The following is a 20,783-nucleotide window of genomic DNA, read 5'->3' on the forward strand; positions in this document are numbered from 1 at the left end:
TGATGCGACTGACCGGAGGTACGTCCGCACGGCTCGGTGCAAGCTGGGACGGCAGAGGCACCAACTTTGCGCTGTTCTCGGCGAATGCGGAGAAGGTGGAGCTGTGCCTGTTCGATGGCCAGGGCCGCCGCGAGCTCGAGCGGATCGAGATGCCGGAGCGCACCGAGGACGTCTGGCACTGCTATCTCAACGACGTCTCGCCGGGCCAGCTGTACGGCTATCGCGTCTACGGGCCCTACGCGCCGGAGCGCGGCCACCGCTTCAACGCCAACAAGCTGCTGCTCGATCCCTACGCCAAGCGGCTCGCCGGCCGGCTGGTGTGGAGCGATGCGCATTTCGCCTACCGTACCGGCAGCGCGCGCGAGGATCTCTCCTTTGACCGGCGCGACAATGCCCGCGGCATGCCGAAGGCGGTGGTGGTCGACGAGACCTTCAACTGGGGCCGCCGCGAGATCCGGCCGCACGTTCCCTGGCAAGACACCATCATCTACGAGGCCCACGTCAAGGGCCTGACCCAGAAGCGCGAGGATGTGCCGCCGAACCTGCGCGGCACCTATGGCGGGCTGTCGTCGCCCGCGATGATCGATCACCTCAAGCGGCTCGGCGTCACCACCATCGAGCTGTTGCCGATCCACGGCCTGATCGACGACCGCGTCCTGGTCGAGAAGAAGCTCGCCAACTACTGGGGCTACAACACCATCGCCTTCTTCGCGCCGGAGGCACGCTACGCCCAGGACAATGCGCTCGACTCGTTCCGCACCACGGTGGCGCGGCTGCATGATGCCGGCATCGAGGTGCTGCTCGACGTCGTCTACAACCACACCGCCGAGGGCAACCATATGGGCCCGACGCTGTGCTTCCGCGGCATCGACAACGCCTCCTATTACTGGCTGAACCGCGAGAACCCGCGCTTCTACGACGACTTCACCGGCTGCGGCAGCTCGGTCAACCTCACCCATCCGCGCGTGCTGCAGATGGTGATGGATTCGCTGCGGTACTGGGTCGAGGTCTGCCATGTCGACGGCTTCCGCTTCGATCTCGCCACGACCCTGGCGCGCGGACCGAACGGGTTCGATCGCAACCATCCCTTCCTCACCGCGATCCGCCAGGACCCGGTGCTGGCGACCGCCAAGATGGTCGCCGAGCCCTGGGATCTCGGTCTCGGCGGCTACCAGGTCGGCGCGTTTCCGTCGCAATGGTCGGAGTGGAATGACCGCTATCGCAGCGCTATGCGGCGCTACTGGAGCGGCGAAGGCAGCCTGATCGGCGACATCTCAGGCCGCATGACGGCGTCCTCGGACTTGTTTCACCACGACAACCGGGCGACCCGCGCCAGCGTCAACCACATCACGGTGCATGACGGCTTCACGCTCGCCGATCTCTTCAGCTACAACGAGAAGCACAATGAGGCCAATGGCGAGGACAATCGCGACGGCTCCAACGACAATCACAGCAACAATTGCGGCCATGAAGGCCCGACCGATGATCCCGCCATCATCGCGCTGCGCCGCCAGCTCAGGAAGAATGCGCTGGCCTGCCTGCTGCTCGCACAGGGCACGCCGCTGATCCTCGCCGGCGACGAGGTCGCCAACACGCAAGCCGGCAACAACAACGCCTATTGCCAGGACAATGAGACCGGCTGGATCGGCTGGGAGAACCTCGGCACCGACGACGACGCCATCGCCTTCATCGGTCATCTCACCGCGCTACGCCAGCGCTTCGGCCAGATCCGCTGCCAGAGCTGGCTCGACGGCCGCCGCGCCGACGGCAGCTATGGTGTGATCTGGCTGACGCCCGCTGCAGAGGAGATGAAGGAGTCCGACTGGAAATTCCCGGAAAGCCGGTTCCTGGCCTACGTGCTGGGCCCGATGGAACAAGGGCAGGCGCCGATCTTTATCGTGCTGAATGCCGCGCCGCAGGAGATCGTGTTCAGGATGCCGCGGATGGCGGAATACAGGAGCTGGCGGCAGGTCTTGAACACGACCAAGGCAGAACAGACGGCCGAGCAGTTTGCAGCCGGCGCCGACACCACGGCACCGCCGCGCTCGGTGCTGGCATTCGCAGGCTCCGCATGAACAGTGCGCAGCACTTCGGACCCGAATTGACCGCTGATGGCGCGCGCTTCCGGCTCTGGGCGCCGGCAGCCAAGCGCGTCGACCTCCTGCTCGACAAGCCGCATGCGCTCACGCGCGATGCCGCCGGCTGGTACGTCGCCGAGATCGCCGGCGCGCGCGCGCGCACGCGTTACAAATTCCGCATCGATGACGAAGTTGATGTGCCGGATCCAGCCTCCGCGTTCCAGCCGGACGACGTGTTCGGCCCGGGCGAGGTGATCGATCACGCAGCCTTCAAATGGCGCGCGACCGAGTGGCGCGGCCGTCCCTGGCATGAGGCCGTCATTCTCGAGGCCCATGTCGGGACCTTCACGCGCGAGGGCACCTACCGCGCTATGATCGACAAGCTCGATCATCTGGTGGCAACCGGCATCACCGCGCTCGAACTGATGCCGCTGGCGGATTTCGCAGGCAAGCGCAACTGGGGCTATGACGGCGTGCTGTGGTATGCGCCCGACAGCGCCTACGGCCGTCCCGAAGACCTCAAGACCCTGATCGACGAAGCGCATCTGCGCGGGCTGATGGTGATGCTCGACGTGGTCTACAACCATTTCGGGCCGGAAGGGAATTACCTCGGCCGCTATGCGCCTTCCTTCTTCAGCGACGCGCATACCCCGTGGGGCAGCGCGATCGATTATCGCGTGCCCGAGGTGCGGGCGTTTGCGATCGGCAGCGTGGTGAGCTGGCTGCGCGACTATCGCTTCGACGGGCTGCGCTTCGACGCGGTCAACACCATCGTCGAAGCCGGCGAAATCTCCATCCTGCATGACTTCAGCAAGGCTGCCGGCCAACTCGCCACGGAAACCGGCCGGCACATCAACCTCGTGCTCGAGAACGGCGACAACATCGCAAGCCTGCTCGATGCCGCCGAGGACCCACCGCACGGCAAATTCCGCGGCCAGTGGAACGACGATTATCATCACGCCTGGCATGTGCTGCTGACCGGCGAAACCCAGGGCTATTACGGCGACTACAAGGCGCCGAAGCAGGACCTCGCGCGGGCGCTGTCGTCCGGCTACATCTATCAGGGCGAAGTCTCGGCGTTCTGGGGCGGCAAGGCCCGCGGCGAGCCGAGCGGTACGCTGTCGCCGACCTGCTTCATCAACTTCCTGCAGAACCACGACCAGATCGGCAACCGGCCGCTGGGCGACCGGCTCGAGAGCATCGCAAAGCCGCAGGCGATCGAGGCGGCGCTGGCGGTCACGTTGATCGCACCGACCACGCCGATGCTGTTCATGGGCGAGGAATGGGGCGCGACAACGCCCTTCCCGTTCTTCTGCGATTTCAAGGGCGACCTCGCCAACGCCGTCCGCGCCGGCCGGCGCAAGGAATTCGCCTGGGCCTATGCCAAATATGGCGACGACATTCCCGATCCGCTCGCCGAGGAGACGGCGCGGTCGGCCGTGCTCGACTGGGCGGCACTTGACCACGATCCCGCCCGCGTGCGGCTGACGCTGGTGCGTGACCTGCTCGCCGTGCGCCGGCGCAAGATCACGCCGCGGCTCGTCGGGGCACGCTTCGGCGGCGACCGCATCACGGGTGATCTCTTGACCGCGCATTGGCGGATGGGCGACGGCCGCACGCTATGGCTGACGGCCAATTTGTCGGATCGGGATGTCACTGGCGCGCCGGAAGCGAAGGGAACTGTGATCTGGGGCGGCGCGTTGTCGAGCGACCTCCCCGGCTGGGCGGTGCGCTGGCACATCGGATAGCACAATGCCTCCGGCGATCCCGATCGCGACCTACCGACTGCAACTCACTGCCGATTTCGACTTCGATGCCGCCGCCGCGGTGGCGCCGTATCTGAAGGCGCTCGGCATCAGCCATGTCTATGCCTCGCCGTTCATGAAGGCGCGCAAGGGCTCGACCCATGGCTATGACGTCGTCGACCACACCAAATTCAATCCGGAACTCGGCGGCGAAGAAGGCTTTGCGCGGTTCAGCGATGCGCTGAAGCGCCATGACCTCGGCCTGATCCTGGATTTCGTGCCGAACCATGTCGGCGTGCACTTCGCCGACAATCCCTGGTGGCTCGACGTGCTGGAATGGGGACCGGTGTCGCCGCACGCGGTCTCCTTCGACATCGACTGGGACCTCTTGCCCTATCGTGCGCGCGGCGGTGTGCTGCTGCCGATCCTCGGCTCGTCCTATGGCCAGGCGCTGGAACGCAGCGAGATCGAGCTGCGTTATGACGCGAGCGAAGGCAACTTCTCTGCCTGGTATTTCGAGCATCGCCTGCCGATCGCGCCGGAGCGCTATGGCGAGGTCCTGAGAACCCTCGTCCGCGAAGCCGGTGCGGAAGACAGTCCGGCCGGTCGCGCGCTGCTCGAACTCGCTGCCAAGTATCGCGGGCTGCGTCACCCGAACCGGCAGGAGGCGCCGACGCTGAAGGCGGCGATCCAGACGATCGAGGGCAGCGCCGAGATCATCGCGCGCGGGCTCGATGCCTATCGCACCAGTGAGGACCGACCGACCCAGACACTGGCGCTGCATCATCTGCTGGAGCGCCAGCACTACAAGCTCGGCCACTGGCGGCTTGCGTCAAGCGACATCAACTATCGCCGCTTCTTCGACGTCAACACCCTGGCCGGCCTCAGGGTCGAGGACGCCGCCACGTTCGAAGCAAGCCACAGTCTCGTGAAGCGACTGATCGCAGAGGACCGGCTGCAGGGTCTGCGGCTCGACCATATCGACGGCCTGCGCGATCCCGCCCAATATTTCCAGCGGTTGCGCCGCCTGGTCCGCACCGCGCAGGGCGCCAAGGCCAAGCCGTTCTACATGGTGGTCGAGAAGATCCTCGGCGAGGACGAGAGACTGACGAAATTCAGCGGCGTCCACGGCACCACCGGCTACGAATGGATGAACACGATCAGCCAGGCGCTGGTCGAAGGCCGAGGCCTCGATCCGCTCAACGAGATCTGGCGCCAGGTCAGCAACCAGTCGCCGAACCTGACGCCGGTGCTGCGCGAGGCCAAGCGGCGCGTGCTGGAAACCTTGCTGACCAGCGAATTCACCGTGCTGGCACGGCTGCTGGCGCGCATCGCCAGCGGGCACTACTCGACCCGGGACTTCTCCGCCGACAGTCTGCGGCAGGCGCTCGAGCTCTATGTGCTGCACTTTCCGGTCTATCGCACCTATCTCACCGCCTCTGGCCCGACGGCGCATGATCGCGCGCTAATCAGCGCGACCATCGAGCGCGCCCGCGCCGACTGGTTCGCTGCCGATGAAGGCATCTTCGACTTCCTGCGTGATACCCTGACCATGGACCTCCTGAAGCCCGGCCGGCCACCGCATAGCGCGCCGCGGGTGCGACGCTTCGCGCTGAAGGTGCAGCAATTCACCGGGCCGATGATGGCGAAGTCGCTGGAGGACACGACGTTCTATCGCTACCACCGCCTGCTGGCACTCAACGAGGTCGGCGGCGATCCGGCGGCCGGCGCGATCGCGCCCGAGACCTTCCACAGCATGATGCAGGTCCGCGTCCGTGAATGGCCGCACGGCATGACGTCGACCGCGACCCACGACACCAAGCGCGGCGAGGACGCCCGCACCCGCATCATGGCGCTCGCGGAAATCCCCGGCGAATGGACCAGCGCGGTGGCGCGCTGGAAGGTGCTGAACGCGCCGCATCTGGTGCTCGACGGCGAGACGCGCGCCCCGTCGGCGACATTCGAATACATGCTGTATCAGGCCCTGCTCGGCGCCTGGGACCCGGACGATGCGTCACTGGTCGGACGCATCCAGGCCTATGCCCTGAAGGCCGCGCGTGAGGGCAAGCAGGAGACGAGCTGGCTCAATCCGCACGAAGCGTACGAGGCGGGCGTGAAGACCTTCATCGCGCGGATCCTCGATCGCAAGGCCTCGCCGGAATTCCTCGATGCGCTGGAGACGCTGGCAGGGCGCACCGCGCTGATCGGGGCACTGAACTCGCTCAGCCAGATCACCCTGAAGGCGACGATGCCGGGCGTGCCGGATTTCTACCAGGGCACCGAAAGCTGGGATCTTTCGCTGGTCGATCCCGACAACCGCCGTCCGGTCGACTTTGCAGGACGCGCGGACATGCTCGCGGCACTGGAGACGCCGGACTGGGATGCGCTAGCGCAAAGCTGGCGCGACGGCCGCCTGAAGTTCGCATGGACGCGGCATCTGCTGCGGCTGCGCAACGAGCTGCCCGAGATCTTCACCAGCGGCGACTACCAGCCGCTCACGGTCAATGGCCCGCATCGCGATCATGTCCTCGCCTTCGCACGGCGGCATGGCCGCGAGGCGGTCATCGTCGCGGTGGCGAAATCATTTGCCCCGTTTACGCAGGGCGGACGGAGCTGGCCGCGCGCTGAAGCCTTTGAAGGCGAGATCGACCTGGCTGGCTACGCGCTCCCGGGCGGCGACAGCAGGATTCCGCTCTCGACGCTGTTCGCCAGGCTGCCGGTCGCGGTGCTGAAGGCGAAGACCACGGCGGGCGCGAAGCACGCCCCAAAACGCGCACGCGCACACGGCTAGCACTACGCGTCAGCGCTTGGTCAGCAGCAACTGCCCGCTCTTCTGAATGGCGGCCTGCGCGACCTCAGCAAAGCGTTGCAGCAGCCACGGCAGTGTCACCTCCAGGCGCACATGGCTATCCTCGACATCGAGATGTCCGGCCGCGACCTGCCCCAGCGCGCGGACGCGGAAGCTCATGCGGTTGTTGTCCCAGCGCTCCTCGTCGACGCTCATGACCGGAACGTTCGCCGCTGCGCGCGACAGGCCTGTCTTCAGGCGGCGCATCGCTTCGTCGCGGCCGAGGCTGTGGGGAATCGAGACGATCAGCGGAGCCGACATCGCGGTGCACTCCTCCATGGATTCCGTTGATGTAGTTCTGTTCCACCGCAAATGGAAGGACCACACAGGTTTATCACGTCGCCGAATCCGGAACCTTCGTAGTTCCCACGTGTTTCCTTTCCCGAAGGGCAGAGATCAATGGGCCCACGGGCTGAGGAGAGACTCAATGTCACTTGGAACGATCATTCTCATTATTCTGGTCATCGCGCTGCTCGGCGGCTTCAGCGGCATCGGCGGCGGACCGTTCTACGGCACCGGCTATTACGGCGGCGGCGGTCTCGGCCTCGTGATCGTGATCCTGCTGATCCTGCTCCTGCTGGGACGCCTGTAGCGCCCGGACGCGTGTTGCGCACCATCCGCATCAACAACTGTCATCACCCGCGAAAGCGGGTGATCCAGTATTCCAGAGGCGTTCGTGATTGAACGGATCAGCCGCGGCGTACTGGATACCCCGCTTTCGCGGGGTATGACGACCAAGCCAGCGGCACAAGCCTTCCTAAACGTTTGCTACTGCGCCGCGAGCTTGTTCATCGACGCCTTGATCGACGAGGCCGCATCCTCATAGCCGTCCCATGCCTTGCTCTTGGCGAGCAGCGCCGGCACCGACCGCACCGTATATTTCTTCGGATCGAGGTCGCCGCGCACCTGAGCCCAGGTCAGCGGCATCGACACCGTCGCGCCCGGACGCGCCCGCGGCGACAGCACCGCGACCGCGGTCGAGAGCCGGTCGTTGCGCAGATAATCCAGGAAGATCTTTCCGGTGCGCTTGGCCTTGGACATATTGATCAGATAGCGCTCGGGATCGTCCTGCGCCATCCACTGGCAGATCGCTTGCGCGAACGCCTTGGCCTCCTTCCACGTCACCTTGTCCTTCGCACCTAAGAGCAGCGGCGCCACGACATGAAGGCCCTTGCCGCCGGTGGTCTTGCAGAAGCTTTCGAGACCGACCGCAGTCAGCCGCTGGCGCATGTCCTTGGCCGCGTCGACCACGTCGGAGAACGCGACGTCGAGCGCGGGATCGAGATCGAACACCAGCCGACCCGGCGTGTCATAGGCATCCGGCGCGCAATTCCAGGGATGCAGCTCAAGGCCGCCGAGTTGCGCGACCGCAGCCAGGCCCTCGACCTGGTCGATCTGCAGATAGGGCTTGCGGTCGCCGGAGACCTTGGCGAGCTTGAGGAGCTTCGACGTGCCGGCCATCGGGTGGCGCTGGAAGAAGGTCTCGCCCTTGATGCCGTCAGGCGCGCGCACGATCGAACATGGTCGGCCCTTGAGGTAGGAGATCATCCAGGCGCCGACCGCCTCGAAATAATTGGCGAGATCGAGCTTGGTCACCGGCGCGCCGTCGCCGGCATCGGGCCACAGCGCCTTGTCCGGGTGCGAGATGACGACGCCCATGACCTCGCCGGATTTTGCTTTCGCCATCGGCTTCACCACTTTGGTTACGACCGGCCGTTCGGCCTCGACCTCGTGTGCCGGCTTGTCCTGGCGTAGGCCCTTGAACGCCGCCTGGCGGATGTTGCCGGCGTCGGTCCAGCCGGCGAACTCGATCTCTGCGACCAGCTCCGGCTTCAGCCAGTGCACGTCGCGGCCCTTCTTCGGCGCGTCCTTGCCACCGAACGGGCTGGTGTCGGACGCTGCCGCCTTCAGCGCCGGCATGATACGGCGGACGGTGTCCTGGCCGAAGCCGGTGCCGACGATGCCGACAAACTCCAGTTGGCCGCCGCGATAGACGCCCGCCATCAGCGAGCGAAATTTGCCGTTGGTGGTCTTCCAGCCGCCGATCACCACCTCATGGCCGGCGCGGATCTTTGCTTTGGTCCAGTCGTCCGAGCGGCCGGAGCGATAGGCGCCGTCGAGCCGTTTGGAGACGATGCCTTCCAGCCCGAGCTTGCGCGCGGAATCCAGCACGGCGTCGCCGCGCTCCTCGAAATGCTCGACATAGCGGATCAGTCTGCCCTTGCGCGCCGCGAGCAGCGCCTGCAGCAGCGCCTTGCGTTCGGCGAGCGGCAGCGGGCGGAGATCCTCATTGCCGGCAAACAGCAGGTCGAACGCGTAAAAGATCAGCTGGTCGGTCTTGCCGTCGGATAGTGCCGCCTGCAGCGTCGAGAAATGCGGCATGCCGTTCTCGTCGAGCGCGACGATCTCGCCATCGATCAGGGCATCCGGCAGCTTGCCGGCCTCCCTCACGATCGCACCGAACTTGTCGGACCAGTCGAGCCCCTTGCGGGTCTTCACCACGGCCTCGCCGTCCTCGACGCGAAGCTGCACGCGGTAGCCGTCGAACTTGATCTCGTGGCACCAGCCCGCGCTATTGGGCGGACTCTCGACCGCGGCGCAGAGCTGCGGCGAAACGAAGTCCGGCATCTCCGTTACCTGCTTCGGCAGGGCCTTCGGCCTCGTCTTCAATTGGGCCTTCAATTTTTCCTTGGGCGCCGGCGCCTTGGTCCGGGCGCGCGCGTCGGCAGCCATGCCGTGGTTGGATTGCCAGACCGCATCTGCTTTGGCTTTGCCATTGCCCTTCGCGAGCATGAACGGCTTCGGCGCCCGGCCCTTGCCGGCTGCGATCTCTGCCATCGAGCGGCCGGAGGCGACCGAGCGGTCCTCGTCGAGGACCGCCTCGCCATTGCCATCAACGGCGTATTCATCGCGGTGCTTGATCAACAGCCAGTTGGTGCGCTTGCCGCCAAAGCGGTCGTTCTTCATCCGCACCAGCACCCAGCTGCCGTGCAGCTTGTCGCCATGCAGCGTGAACTTGAGGTCGCCCTTCTTGAAGCCGCGTTCGGGATCGTCCGATTCCCAGGTGCCGCGATCCCAGAGCTGCACCGTGCCGCCGCCATACTGGTTTTCGGGAATCGTGCCTTCGAAATCGCCATAGTCGAGCGGATGATCCTCGACCTCGACCGCGAGCCGCTTGTCGTGCGGATCGAGCGAGGGCCCGCGCGTCACCGCCCAGGACTTGAAGACGCCGTCGAACTCCAGCCTGAAATCATAGTGCAGCCGTGTCGCGTCGTGCTTCTGGATCACGAAGCGCCGTTGCTTGCCAGGTGCCACCTTGACGTCGCCCGACGGCTCATTGGTCTTCTCGAAGTCGCGTTTCTTGCGATAGGTGGTGAGATTTCTCAGCGGCACGTGCAGGCCTCGGCGCAAACCACGGCCGCCGCAACCGTGCGGCCGTCAGGAACCAAAACCTACGGTATCCGTTCAAGTTCCAAACTCAAGCTGTTTGGAGACGATCATGGCCGCTCCCCGCGCCTATTGGAAAGGCACGCTCAAACTGTCGCTGGTGTCGTGCCCCGTGGCGCTCTACCCGGCCTCGACCACGGTCGAGAAAACCCGTTTTCACATGATCAACCGGGAAACCGGCAACCGGCTGAAGCAGCAGATGGTCGATGCCGAGACCGGCGACGTCGTCGAGGGCGACCAGAAGGGCCGCGGTTACGAGGTAACCAAGGGCAAATATGTCGAGATCGAGAAGGACGAGCTCGAGGCGGTCGAGATCGAAAGCAACCACACCATCGACATCGACAGCTTTGTGCCCGAGGGCGAGATCGACAAACGCTATCTCGATCACCCCTATTACATCAGACCCGACGGCAAAGCCGGCGCGGACGCATTCGCTGTCATCCGCGACGCCATGAAGGACCAGGACCGTGTCGCGCTGGCGCGCATCGTGCTGACCAATCGCGAGCACGTGATCGCGATCGAGCCGCTCGACAAGGGCATGCTCGGCACCACCCTGCGCTACCCCTACGAGGTACGCGATGCCGGTGACTATTTCGACGATATCAAGAGCCCGAAGGTGACCAAGGACATGATCGAGCTCGCCAGCCACATCCTCGAAAGCAAGGCCGCGCATTTCGATCCGTCGAAATTCAAGGACGAGTACGAGACCGCGCTGAAGGCGCTGGTCCGCCGCAAGGCCGCCGGCAAGCCGATCAAGGCGGCCGCGCGCGAGGAGAAGCCGAGCAATGTGGTGAACTTGATGGACGCGCTGAAGCAGAGCCTGAAGGACCGGAAAGGTGGCGCCAGGCGCTCAGGCTCCGCCGCACGACGCCCGGCCTCGCATCGCCGTACCGCCAAGAAGGCGCACAGGTCGAGCGCGCGGTCGCGCAAGGCCGGGTGAACTCCCGCTCCCGTCATTGCGAGCGGCGAAGCGACGACTTTGTCCGCCGAAGCCTCGGCAAAGGGCGGAAGTAATCCATCTTTCCGCAGTCGAGGAGAGATGGATTGCTTCGCTTCGCTCGCAATGACGATGGGAACGGCTGCCCCTACCTCTACTTCGCGGCCTTCCGCTTCTTGGCCGCCTTGCGCTTCGCCGTCTTCTTCTTGGAAACCTTCTTCGGTACCTTCCGCCCCTTGGCACGCGCCTCCGACAGACCGATCGCGATCGCCTGCTTGCGGCTCGTCACCTTCTTCTTGGAGCGGCCACTGCGTAGCGTGCCGGCCTTGCGCTTCTTCATCACACGCTCGACATCGCTTGATGCATTTCGCGAGTACTTTCTTGCCATGATTTCTCTCCCGCTAACGGAAAACAAGCCTCGATGGGAGTGAAAGTTCCGACGGTGCCGTCGCCCGGCTCGACCGGGCGACCCAGTATTCCAGAGACCGTAGCGATTGAGCCGAGAGGCCGCGGCGTACTGGATGCCCCGCTTGAAGCGGGGCATGACAACGCCTAATCCGCCGCGCGCAGCCGATAGCCGATGCCGGTCTCGGTCAGCACGAACTGCGGACGCTCGGGGTCGGCCTCGATCTTCTGGCGGAGCTGGCGCACATAGACGCGCAGATACTGCGCGTCGGTCAATTCGTCCCACAACTCCTTCAGCAGGAAGCGATGAGTCAGCACCTTGCCGGCATGCTGCACCAGCACGCGCAGCAGGTCGTACTCCTTCGGCGACAGCTTGATCTCCTTGTCGCCGACCTTGACGATCCGGCGCACCAGATCGACCGAGAGATCGCCGGAGCGGAACACCGGCCGCTCGCCCTGGACCTGCAGCTGGTGGCGCAACGCCGCGCGCAGCCGCGCCAACAGTTCGTCCATGCCGAACGGCTTGGTCAGGTAGTCGTCGGCGCCGAGATCGAGCGCCTGCACTTTGCCGGCCTCGTCGCCGCGGCTCGACAGCACCACGATCGGGACGCTCTCGTTGCGGCCACGGATCATGCGCAAGAGATCGTGGCCCTGGATGTCGGGCAGACCGAGATCGAGGATGATCAGCGCCGGCCCCTCGCCCAGCATTTCCAACGCAATTTTTCCGTTGGAGGCTTCGAGGATGTCGTAGCCCTGCGTGCTCAGCCCCATCCGCAGGAGCTTGCGGATCGGCGGCTCGTCGTCGATGACCAGGACTTTGATCGGCGTGGCGTTCATGCAGCAGTGTCCAGCGCGTTGGTGTCGGCCGGGATCGGCAGGCGGATGGTGATGACGGCGCCGGTCCGGTCGGAGCGGTTGGCCGCCGCGATGGTGCCGCGCATCGCCTCGACGAAGCCGCGCGAGATCGCAAGCCCGAGGCCCGTGCCGGGGCGGACATGGTCGCCCTTCTCGGCGCGGTAAAACTTGTCGAACACGCTTTCGAGCTCGGCGGCCGGAATGCCGTTGCCCTCGTCGAGGATCTGCAGCGCGATGGTGTCGCGGTCGCGCGCGCCGCGGATCGAGATCGTGGTGTCCGAGGGGGCGTATTTGGCGGCGTTGTCGAGCAGGTTGAACAGCACCTGCTCGAACAGCACGGCGTCGAGCTCCAGCATTGGCAGGTCGGCCGCAAGCTCCAGCGACACCCGGTGATGTACCAGGATCTTGGCGGCACGGCGCAGCGCGCTGCCGACGATCTCGCTGACATCGTGGCGCGCGGTATTCGGCACGATCGCGCCGGATTCCAGCTTGGTCATATCAAGGAGATTGGCGATGAAGCGATTCAGCCGCTCGGATTCGTCGATCACGGTCGCGAGCAGATCATGCTTCTGGGCATCGCTCAGGCTGGTGCCGAGATCGCGCAGCGCCGAGGCCGAGCCGAGCACCGAAGCCAGCGGCGTCTTGAGGTCGTGCGAGATCGAGGTCAACAGCGCGCCGCGCAGCCGGTCGGACTCCACCGTACGCTTGACGCGATCCATGTCCTCGACCAGCAGCACGCGCTCGATCGCGAGCGCGCCCTGGTCGACCAGCGCATCGAGCAGCCGGCGCTGGTCGGGCGTCAGCAGCGGTCCGGTGCGGTCGTCGTCGATGCCGATCACGCCGATCGGGCCGCGGCCGGTGCGCATCGGCAGGAACAATCGCTTGCCACCCGGCAGCGTGTCGGAGCCGCGGCCGGCCGGGCGATCATTGCCCCAGGCCCAGTTGGCGGCGGCGAGATCGGCCTGATCGAGCTGGTCCTCCGGCGGATAGCCGCTCTTGACGGTCAGCATGCCGTCCTCCGGCAGCAGCAGCACCACGCGCACCTTCAGCATCAAGGCGATCTGGTAGGCGGTCGCCCACAGCACGTCGTCGAGCGTCGCGGTGCCGGCGAGCTTGCGGCTGAACGCATAGAGCGACTCGGTGGTGCGAACGCGGCCGATCGCGGCGTCGGCCTGGACGCGTACCCGCGCCGCGACGTTGGAGACCAAGAGCGCGATCAGCATGAAGAAGAAGAACGCCGCGACGTTGGTCGGGTCGGTGATGGTGAAGGTATAGACCGGCGGCAGGAAGAAGAAATTGTAGCACAGCGAGGCGGCGACGCTGGCCAGCAGCGACGGCCACAGCCCGTAGCGCGCCGCGGCGCCGACCACCGCGGTGATGAACACGAGGTCGACATTCTCGATGCCGAAGAACGGCTGGATCAGCTTGGCCGCGCCGAGCCCGATCGCCGTCAGCAGCAGCGCCATCAGATAGGGCCGCGGATTGAACGGCTCCTGACGCTGTGCGGTCTGCACCGCCGCCTTGCCGACCGGCAGCTCGTCGCCGGCGATCACGTTGACGCTGATATTGCCGGCGCGGCGCACCAGATCGTGCACCACCGAACCGCGCGTCAACTCGAACCAGCGCGACCGCGTCGACTTGCCGATGATGATCTGGGTAACATTGTTGGCCTGGGCGAAATTGATGACGTCGTCGGCGATGCGGCGGCCGACACCGGGAAGCGTCAGCGCCTCGCCGCCGAGCGATTCCGCAAGCCGCATGGTGTCGGAAAGCCGGTCGCGCTGCTCGTCGCTCAGTTGCAGGCTGCGCCGCGTTTCGATGCTGACCGCGGTCCATTGCGCATGCAGCCGGTCGGCCAGACGCTTGGTGTAGCGCACAAGGCCGGCCGCGCGCGGATCCTCGCTCAGGCACACCAGGATGCGCTCGCCCGCGGCCCAGGGCCCCTGGATCGCATTGGCCTGCATGTGGGTGAGCAATTGCTCGTCGACCCGCTCGGCAGTACGCCGCAGCGCCAGCTCGCGCAGTGCGGTGAGATTGCCGGGCGAGAAATAGTGCTCCAGCGCCCGCTCCGCCTGCTTGGGCACATAGACCTTGCCCTCCTTCAGCCGCTGGATCAGGTCGTCGGGCGTGAGGTCGATCAGCTCGATGGCATCGGCGCGATCGACCACCGAGTCCGGCACCGTCTCGCGCACCCGCACATGGGTGATCTGCGCGACGACGTCGTTGAGGCTCTCGATGTGCTGGATGTTGATCGCGGTGTAGACGTCGATGCCGTGCGACAGCAATTCCTCGACGTCGAGATAACGCTTGGGATGCCGGCTGCCCGGGGCATTGGTATGGGCGAGCTCGTCGACCAGCGCGAGCTGCGGCCGTCGCGCGATCAGGGCGTCGAGGTCCATCTCCTCGAGCGTCTGGTCGCGATAGGCCAGCCGCTTCCGCGGTATCACCTCGAGACCCCTGAGCAGCGCCTCGGTCTCCACCCGCCCGTGGGTTTCGACGACACCGACCACGACGTCGACGCCCGCCTTGAGGCGGGCGTGGGCGCTCGAGAGCATCTCGTAGGTCTTGCCGACGCCGGGTGCGGCGCCGATGAAGATCTTCAGCCGCCCCGATCGATCGGTCTCCCGGCGCGCCGCTTCCAGCAGCGCATCCGGCGAGGGTCGTTTATCGAGGTCACGCTGATTGGCCATACCGCAATATAGTCATCCTGCGAGAGCGGGCCTACTCCCCTATTTCGCCTTTGCCGCGTCGAGCGCCAGGTTGAGTGCAAGAACGTTAACGCGGGGTTCGCCGATAATGCCGGCGAAGCGGCCCTGCGTGTTCTGCGTCACCAGCTCGCGCACCGCGTCCTCGGACATGCTGCGCGCCTTGGCCACCCGCGACACCTGGAACAGCGCGGCGTCCGGCGAGATATCGGGATCGAGGCCGCTGGCGGACGTAGTGACGAGATCGACCGGCACGCTGGCGGTCGGATTCTCCGCCTTCAGCTTCTCGACATCCTCCTTGACCCGGTCGTTCAACGCCTTGCTGGTCGGGCCGAGGTTGGAGCCGCCGGAATTGGCCGCGTTGTAGGGCGCCGGCACGGTCTTGGAGGCATCGTTCGGATCGGGCGCGACGGTCGCCGACGGCCGGCCGCGGAAGTATTTATCCTCCTTGAACTCCTGCCCGATCAGGGCGGAGCCGATCACCTTGCCGTTTTTCTCGATCAGGCTGCCTTGCGCTTGCTTCGGAAAGATGACGCCGGCGATCGCCGTCATGGCGAGCGGATAGGCAAGGCCCGTGATCGCGGTCAGCAGCACCAGCACGAGGATAGCGGGGCGGATTTCTTTCAACATGATAGGTCTCCTAAGTCTCTCTCGTCATTGCGAGCGAAGCGAAGCAATCCATGGCTCAGCACGGGGATCGATGGATTGCTTCGTCGCTTCGCTCCTCGCAATGACGGTTGTGGTTACGCAAGGCCCAAGGCGGCGACGATGAGGTCGATCGCCTTGATACCGATGAACGGGATGATGATGCCGCCGAGACCGTAGATCATCAGGTTGCGGCTGAGCAGCGCGCCGGCACCGACCGCGCGGTACTTGACGCCCTTCAGCGCCAGCGGAATCAGCGCGATGATGATCAGCGCGTTGAAGATGATCGCCGACAGGATCGCACTCTGCGGGCTCGCAAGGTGCATGACATTCAGCACCTGGAGCTGCGGGTAGAACGCGAGGAACATCGCCGGGATGATCGCAAAGTACTTTGCGACGTCGTTGGCGATCGAGAACGTGGTCAGCGCGCCGCGGGTCATCAAGAGCTGCTTGCCGATCTCGACCACCTCGATCAGCTTAGTCGGGTTGGAGTCGAGATCGACCATGTTGCCGGCCTCGCGGGCCGCCTGCGTGCCGGTGTTCATGGCGACGCCGACATCGGCCTGCGCAAGCGCCGGCGCGTCGTTGGTGCCGTCGCCGCACATCGCGACCAGCTTGCCCTTGGACTGCTCGTCGCGGATCAGCTTGAGCTTGTCCTCGGGGGTTGCCTGCGCCAGGAAGTCGTCGACACCGGCCTCGGCTGCGATCGCAGCCGCGGTCATCGGGTTGTCACCGGTGATCATCACGGTGCGGATGCCCATGCGGCGCAATTCGGCGAAGCGCTCGCGGATGCCGCCCTTGACGATGTCCTTGAGGTGCACAACGCCGAGCAGCTTGCCGTCCTTGGCGACCGCCAGCGGCGTGCCGCCGGCCTTGGCGATCTCGTCGGCGATCGCCTGGATCTCGCGGGCTTCCGCGCTCATCGTCGCTGCGACCGCGCGGACGGTGTTGCCCGATGCGACGGTGCGGGGCGAGCCGCCGTCGACATAGGCAAGGATGGCGTCGACCGCACCCTTGCGGACCGACGAGGTGCCGGCATCGATGCCGCTCATCCGGGTCTGCGCGGTGAACGGCACGAAGGTCGCCGCAAGCTCGTGCATGTCGCGGCCGCGGATGCCGTATTTCTCCTTGGCCAGCACCACGATCGAGCGGCCCTCCGGCGTTTCGTCAGCGAGCGAGGCGAGCTGTGCCGCATCGGCGAGGTCCTGCTCGGTGACGCCACGGATCGGACGGAACGCGGTCGCCTGGCGGTTGCCGAGCGTGATGGTGCCGGTCTTGTCCAGGAGCAGCGTATCGACGTCGCCGGCGGCTTCCACCGCGCGGCCGGACATCGCCAGCACGTTGAAGCGCACCAGGCGGTCCATGCCGGCGATACCGATCGCCGACAACAGCGCACCGATCGTGGTCGGGATCAGCGTGACGAACAGCGCCACCAGCACCACGACCGAGATCGAGCCGCCGGCATAGGCCGCATAGCTCGGGATCGTTACCGTCGCGAACACGAAGATGATGGTGAGGCCCGCCAGCAGGATGTTGAGCGCGATCTCGTTCGGCGTCTTCTGCCGCTCAGCGCCCTCCACCAGGCGGATCATGCGATCGATGAAGGTCGAGCCCTGCGCCGCGGTGATGCGGACGCGGATCCAGTCGGACAGCACCTGGGTGCCGCCGGTGACCGCCGAACGGTCGCCGCCGGACTCGCGGATGACAGGCGCGGATTCACCGGTGATGGCGGCCTCGTTGACCGAAGCAACGCCTTCGATCACCTCGCCGTCGGACGGGATGTTGTCGCCGGCCTCGACCAGCACGATATCGCCAACCTTCAGCGAGGTGCCGGGCACCATGCGGTAGGTCCGGTCGGTGCCGGTCAATAGCTTGGCCTGGCTCTCGGTGCGGGTCTTCTTCAGCGACTCCGCCTGCGCCTTGCCGCGGCCCTCGGCGACGGCTTCGGCGAAGTTGGCAAACAACACCGTGAACCAGAGCCAGAGGATGATCTGGAAGGTGAAGCCGAGGTTGGCGCCGCCGGTGACGAGATCGCGGACGAAGATGATTGTGGTCAATGCGGCCACGACCTCGACCACGAACATCACCGGGTTCTTCATCATCAGCCGTGGATCGAGCTTGACGAAGGCCGACCAGATCGCCGGCACCAGGATCTTCGGGTCGAGCATGGTCGACGCCGTCACCTGTTTCTGCAGTTTCATGGTTTCCATGGATGTCACTCCGGACGTATTCAATCAGAACAAGGTGTTGGCGTTCATGGCGAGGTGTTCGACAATCGGCCCGAGCGCCAGCGCCGGGAAGAACGTGAGACCGCCGATGATCAGGATCACGCCGATGACGAGGCCGACGAACAGGCCGCCGGTGGTCGGGAAGGTGCCCGCCGAGGCCGGGATCGACTTCTTCTCGACCAGCGATCCCGCGATCGCCATTGCCGGCACGATCATGAAGAAGCGGCCGACGAACATCGCCGAGGCGAGCGTCAGATTGTAGAACAGCGTGTTGCCGGTGAGGCCCGCGAACGCCGAGCCGTTGTTGCCGGTCGCGGACGTGTAGGCATACAGCACCTCGGTGAAGCCATGCGGACCGGCATTGGCCATCGAAGCCACCGCCGACGGCAGCACGACGCCGACCGCGGTCCAGCCGAGATACATCAGCGGCAGCACCAGGATCGCGAGCATCGCCATCTTGACCTCGCGCGCTTCGATCTTCTTGCCGACATATTCCGGGGTGCGGCCGACCATCAGGCCGGCGACGAAGATCGCCAGCACGACAAACAGCAGCATGCCGTAGAAGCCGGCGCCGACGCCGCCGATGATGACCTCGCCGAGCTGCATGTTGATCAGCGGGATCATGCCGCCGAGCGCGGTGAAACTGTCATGCATGGCGTTGACCGCACCGCAGGACGCAGCCGTGGTGACAACGGCGAACAGCGAGGACGCGACGATGCCGAAGCGGACCTCCTTGCCCTCCATGTTGCCGCCGGTGAGACCCAGCGCCTGTAGCGCCGAGGTGCCGTTGGCTTCCGCCCAATAGGTGACGGTGACGCCGGCGACGAACAGGATGCCCATCACGGCGAAGATCGCCCAGCCCTGGCGCTCGTTGCCGACCATGCGGCCGAACACGTTGGTCATCGCAGCGCCCAGCGCGAAGATCGATATCATCTGCACCAGGTTCGACAGCGCGGTCGGGTTCTCGAACGGATGCGCGGCGTTGGCGTTGAAGAAGCCGCCGCCATTGGTGCCGAGCATCTTGATCGCAACCTGCGAAGCGACCGGCCCGAGCGCGATGGTCTGCTTGCCGCCCTCCAGCGTGGTGGCGTCGACATAGGCACCTAACGTCTGCGGCATGCCCTGCCAGACCAGGAACAGCGCATAGACGATGCAGATCGGCAGCAGCACGTAGAGCGTGCACCGCGTGACGTCGACCCAGAAATTGCCGACCGTGCGCATCGACGAGCGGGTGAAGCCGCGGATCAGCGCCATCGCCAGCGCGATGCCGGTTGCCGCCGACAGGAAGTTCTGGTGGGTCAGGCCGAGCATCTGGACCAGATAGGACAACGTGCTCTCGCCACCGTAGTTCTGCCAGTTGGTGTTGGTGATGAAGGAGATCGCGGTGTTGAAGGAGAGATCCTCGGCAACCGCCGTCTGGCCGGCCGGGTTGAACGGCAGCACCGCCTGCAGCCGCATCAGGCCGTAGATGAGCGCGAAGCCGCCGACATGGAACAGCAGCATGGCGACCGTGTAGGTCAGCCAGTGCTGCTCGCGCCGCTCGTCGACGCCGCCGACCCAGTAGATGCCGCGCTCGACCGGGCGCAGCACGGGTGAGAGGAAGGTGCGCTCGCCGTTGAACACGCGGGTCATGTACCAGCCGAGCGGTTTGACCAGCGCGACCACGATCGCGCAGAACAGAATAATTTGAATCCAACCGATGACGGTCATTGCGTCAAACCTTTCGAATGGGGGCGAAGCGCAGCAGCGACGCGAACATGCCGAGCAACAGCCCGGTCAGCACCGCGTCGGCCAACAGAATTGTGCAGAGCGCTGACATCGCGAACCGCCTAGAAGCGTTCGGGTCGCAGCAGTGCGTAGGTGAGGTAGAACAGCAGGCCGAGCGAGACGAGGCCGGCGAGCGAGTAATCGAAGATCATCGCCGCCTCCCCTAAAGCCGTTCGCAGGCGTAGGCGTAGCCTATGCCGGCCGCGAAGAAGCCGATCGCGAGCGCCGCCATGAGAATGTCCATCATGAGAGACTCCTATGCGTCCGAGGGGCGCGGGCGACCGTATATGCGCTCCGCGCCGGATGACCGTGAGGTGCCATCCGGGGCATAGGTTTTCGAGATGTGACGCATAAGGACGTTATAGGAATCCTATAAGTGGCAAAGTGCCGGCCACGTTCTCAGCCGTCGTCCCGGCGAAGGCCGGGACCCATAACCACAGGGCGAAATTTTGCGATGGCTGAGGCCCCAGCGTGACGCAACAACCAAATTCGGTGGTTATGGGTCCCGGCCTTCGCCGGGACGACGGTTTGGTCTTTATGGAATCCCTATATCTCCGTCCCTCGGCTCATCTCGTTTTCAAATGGCTATCCGGCCATTTTGGGCCTGCGGCCAATATCTTCGGCCCGCATCTTCGACGAGATGACGCCATGTCCGTGCTATCCCAACCCACCTCCACCGATCTCGGCGAACGGCTGCGCGACGCCTATGCAGTCACCGCCGAGTTCATGGCCGACATCGTCAGCCAGACCTGCCGGCGGTTTCCGTCGGCCGGACAGAGCGGCAAGAGCGCCCGTGTCGAGCGCCTGATCCAGTCCGGCGCATGGACTGATGCAGCGATCGCGCTGCTCGACCTCGAGCTGCCGCAATGGCAGATCCGCCGCCTGGTCTATGACGAGGGCGAGTGGCACTGCGCGCTGTCGCGCGAACGCGAGCTGCCCGACTGGCTCGACCAGTCGATCGAAACCCACCATGCGGATCTCGCGCTCGCAATTCTCAGCGGCTTCGTCGAGGCGCAGCGGATCTCGACGCCCGAGAACCGCACCAGCGTCCCGACCGTCCATCGTAACACCAGCTCGCTTTACGAGCCGCTGCTCGTCGATAATATCGGCTGATGGCGGCGCC

Annotated in this window: 15 protein-coding genes; 6 read left to right on the plus strand and 9 right to left on the minus strand. The window is 65.3% G+C overall.

What is annotated here, in order from left to right:
• Positions 1-2 precede the first annotated feature (2 nt).
• The 3 genes from glgX to treY are packed head-to-tail and all read left to right on the plus strand — an operon-like array spanning position 3 to position 6,614.
• A complete protein-coding gene (gene glgX, locus ACVIGA_RS10955; protein WP_456666385.1) occupies positions 3-2,075 on the plus strand; it encodes a glycogen debranching protein GlgX in 2,073 nt (690 codons plus the stop codon).
• The gene (gene treZ, locus ACVIGA_RS10960; protein ID WP_456666386.1) at positions 2,072-3,826 is read left to right on the plus strand and encodes a malto-oligosyltrehalose trehalohydrolase; all 1,755 of its coding nucleotides are present in this window, start codon (positions 2,072-2,074) and stop codon (positions 3,824-3,826) included. Before glgX ends, treZ begins: the two co-directional genes overlap by 4 nt.
• A 4-nt stretch (positions 3,827-3,830) precedes the next feature.
• Positions 3,831-6,614: a malto-oligosyltrehalose synthase gene (treY, locus tag ACVIGA_RS10965; protein WP_456666387.1), complete on the plus strand. Its 2,784-nt coding sequence runs from the start codon at positions 3,831-3,833 to the stop codon at positions 6,612-6,614.
• Positions 6,615-6,623: 9 nt separating this feature from the next.
• Here treY and ACVIGA_RS10970 read toward each other — a convergent pair whose 3' ends face one another.
• A complete protein-coding gene (locus ACVIGA_RS10970) occupies positions 6,624-6,932 on the minus strand; it encodes a polyhydroxyalkanoic acid system family protein (RefSeq protein WP_456666388.1) in 309 nt (102 codons plus the stop codon).
• A 166-nt stretch (positions 6,933-7,098) separates the two neighbouring features.
• Between ACVIGA_RS10970 and ACVIGA_RS10975 the strand changes: the two genes are divergently transcribed.
• Complete coding sequence (locus ACVIGA_RS10975) at positions 7,099-7,263, plus strand: DUF3309 family protein (protein WP_076865768.1); 165 nt, start codon at positions 7,099-7,101, stop codon at positions 7,261-7,263.
• Between the two features lie 176 nt (positions 7,264-7,439).
• Here ACVIGA_RS10975 and ligD read toward each other — a convergent pair whose 3' ends face one another.
• The gene (gene ligD / locus ACVIGA_RS10980; RefSeq protein WP_456666389.1) at positions 7,440-10,064 is read right to left on the minus strand and encodes a DNA ligase D; all 2,625 of its coding nucleotides are present in this window, start codon (positions 10,062-10,064) and stop codon (positions 7,440-7,442) included.
• Positions 10,065-10,170: 106 nt separating this feature from the next.
• Here ligD and ku point away from each other — a divergent pair, with 106 nt between their 5' ends.
• Positions 10,171-11,058, plus strand: a complete 888-nt coding sequence (ku, locus tag ACVIGA_RS10985) for a non-homologous end joining protein Ku (RefSeq protein WP_375776306.1) — start codon at positions 10,171-10,173, stop codon at positions 11,056-11,058.
• Positions 11,059-11,209: 151 nt separating this feature from the next.
• On the opposite strand, the gene ACVIGA_RS10990 is transcribed toward ku, so the two are convergent.
• From ACVIGA_RS10990 to ACVIGA_RS11020, 7 genes are all read right to left on the minus strand, one after another.
• Positions 11,210-11,443 (minus strand): DUF6496 domain-containing protein, encoded by a 234-nt coding sequence (locus tag ACVIGA_RS10990; RefSeq protein WP_456666390.1) that lies wholly within the window; start codon positions 11,441-11,443, stop codon positions 11,210-11,212.
• 164 nt (positions 11,444-11,607) lie between these two features.
• Positions 11,608-12,297 carry a response regulator gene (locus ACVIGA_RS10995; RefSeq protein WP_097675280.1) on the minus strand — a complete coding sequence of 230 codons (690 nt, stop codon included), beginning with the start codon at positions 12,295-12,297 and terminating at the stop codon, positions 11,608-11,610.
• The gene (locus ACVIGA_RS11000; protein ID WP_456666391.1) at positions 12,294-15,005 is read right to left on the minus strand and encodes a DUF4118 domain-containing protein; all 2,712 of its coding nucleotides are present in this window, start codon (positions 15,003-15,005) and stop codon (positions 12,294-12,296) included. The genes ACVIGA_RS10995 and ACVIGA_RS11000 overlap by 4 nt, the downstream gene beginning before the upstream one ends.
• Before the next feature lie 39 nt (positions 15,006-15,044).
• Positions 15,045-15,650 carry a K(+)-transporting ATPase subunit C gene (locus ACVIGA_RS11005; RefSeq protein WP_456666392.1) on the minus strand — a complete coding sequence of 202 codons (606 nt, stop codon included), beginning with the start codon at positions 15,648-15,650 and terminating at the stop codon, positions 15,045-15,047.
• Between the two features lie 113 nt (positions 15,651-15,763).
• Entirely contained in the window at positions 15,764-17,875 is a 2,112-nt protein-coding gene (kdpB, locus tag ACVIGA_RS11010; protein ID WP_456666393.1) for a potassium-transporting ATPase subunit KdpB, read from the minus strand.
• Positions 17,876-17,899: 24 nt separating this feature from the next.
• Complete coding sequence (gene kdpA / locus ACVIGA_RS11015; RefSeq protein ID WP_456666394.1) at positions 17,900-19,603, minus strand: potassium-transporting ATPase subunit KdpA; 1,704 nt, start codon at positions 19,601-19,603, stop codon at positions 17,900-17,902.
• A 119-nt stretch (positions 19,604-19,722) separates the two neighbouring features.
• Positions 19,723-19,812, minus strand: a complete 90-nt coding sequence (locus tag ACVIGA_RS11020; protein WP_016846764.1) for a K(+)-transporting ATPase subunit F — start codon at positions 19,810-19,812, stop codon at positions 19,723-19,725.
• Between the two features lie 496 nt (positions 19,813-20,308).
• Between ACVIGA_RS11020 and ACVIGA_RS11025 the strand changes: the two genes are divergently transcribed.
• Positions 20,309-20,773, plus strand: coding sequence for a hypothetical protein (locus tag ACVIGA_RS11025; RefSeq protein ID WP_223976964.1), 465 nt, complete (start codon positions 20,309-20,311; stop codon positions 20,771-20,773).
• The last annotated feature ends 10 nt before the right edge of the window (positions 20,774-20,783 follow it).

Source organism: Bradyrhizobium sp. USDA 3240 (assembly GCF_054063295.1).

Coding starts and splice junctions, on each gene's coding strand:
- ACVIGA_RS10990 (WP_456666390.1), bottom strand. CDS start 11,443: ATGGCAAGAAAGTACTCGCGAAATGCATCAAGCGATGTCGAGCGTGTG.
- ACVIGA_RS11000 (WP_456666391.1), bottom strand. CDS start 15,005: ATGGCCAATCAGCGTGACCTCGATAAACGACCCTCGCCGGATGCGCTG.
- kdpB (WP_456666393.1), bottom strand. CDS start 17,875: ATGGAAACCATGAAACTGCAGAAACAGGTGACGGCGTCGACCATGCTC.
- ACVIGA_RS10975 (WP_076865768.1), top strand. CDS start 7,099: ATGTCACTTGGAACGATCATTCTCATTATTCTGGTCATCGCGCTGCTC.
- kdpA (WP_456666394.1), bottom strand. CDS start 19,603: ATGACCGTCATCGGTTGGATTCAAATTATTCTGTTCTGCGCGATCGTG.
- treY (WP_456666387.1), top strand. CDS start 3,831: ATGCCTCCGGCGATCCCGATCGCGACCTACCGACTGCAACTCACTGCC.
- ACVIGA_RS11020 (WP_016846764.1), bottom strand. CDS start 19,812: ATGATCTTCGATTACTCGCTCGCCGGCCTCGTCTCGCTCGGCCTGCTG.
- treZ (WP_456666386.1), top strand. CDS start 2,072: ATGAACAGTGCGCAGCACTTCGGACCCGAATTGACCGCTGATGGCGCG.
- ACVIGA_RS11005 (WP_456666392.1), bottom strand. CDS start 15,650: ATGTTGAAAGAAATCCGCCCCGCTATCCTCGTGCTGGTGCTGCTGACC.
- ACVIGA_RS10995 (WP_097675280.1), bottom strand. CDS start 12,297: ATGAACGCCACGCCGATCAAAGTCCTGGTCATCGACGACGAGCCGCCG.
- ACVIGA_RS11025 (WP_223976964.1), top strand. CDS start 20,309: ATGTCCGTGCTATCCCAACCCACCTCCACCGATCTCGGCGAACGGCTG.
- glgX (WP_456666385.1), top strand. CDS start 3: ATGCGACTGACCGGAGGTACGTCCGCACGGCTCGGTGCAAGCTGGGAC.
- ku (WP_375776306.1), top strand. CDS start 10,171: ATGGCCGCTCCCCGCGCCTATTGGAAAGGCACGCTCAAACTGTCGCTG.
- ACVIGA_RS10970 (WP_456666388.1), bottom strand. CDS start 6,932: ATGTCGGCTCCGCTGATCGTCTCGATTCCCCACAGCCTCGGCCGCGAC.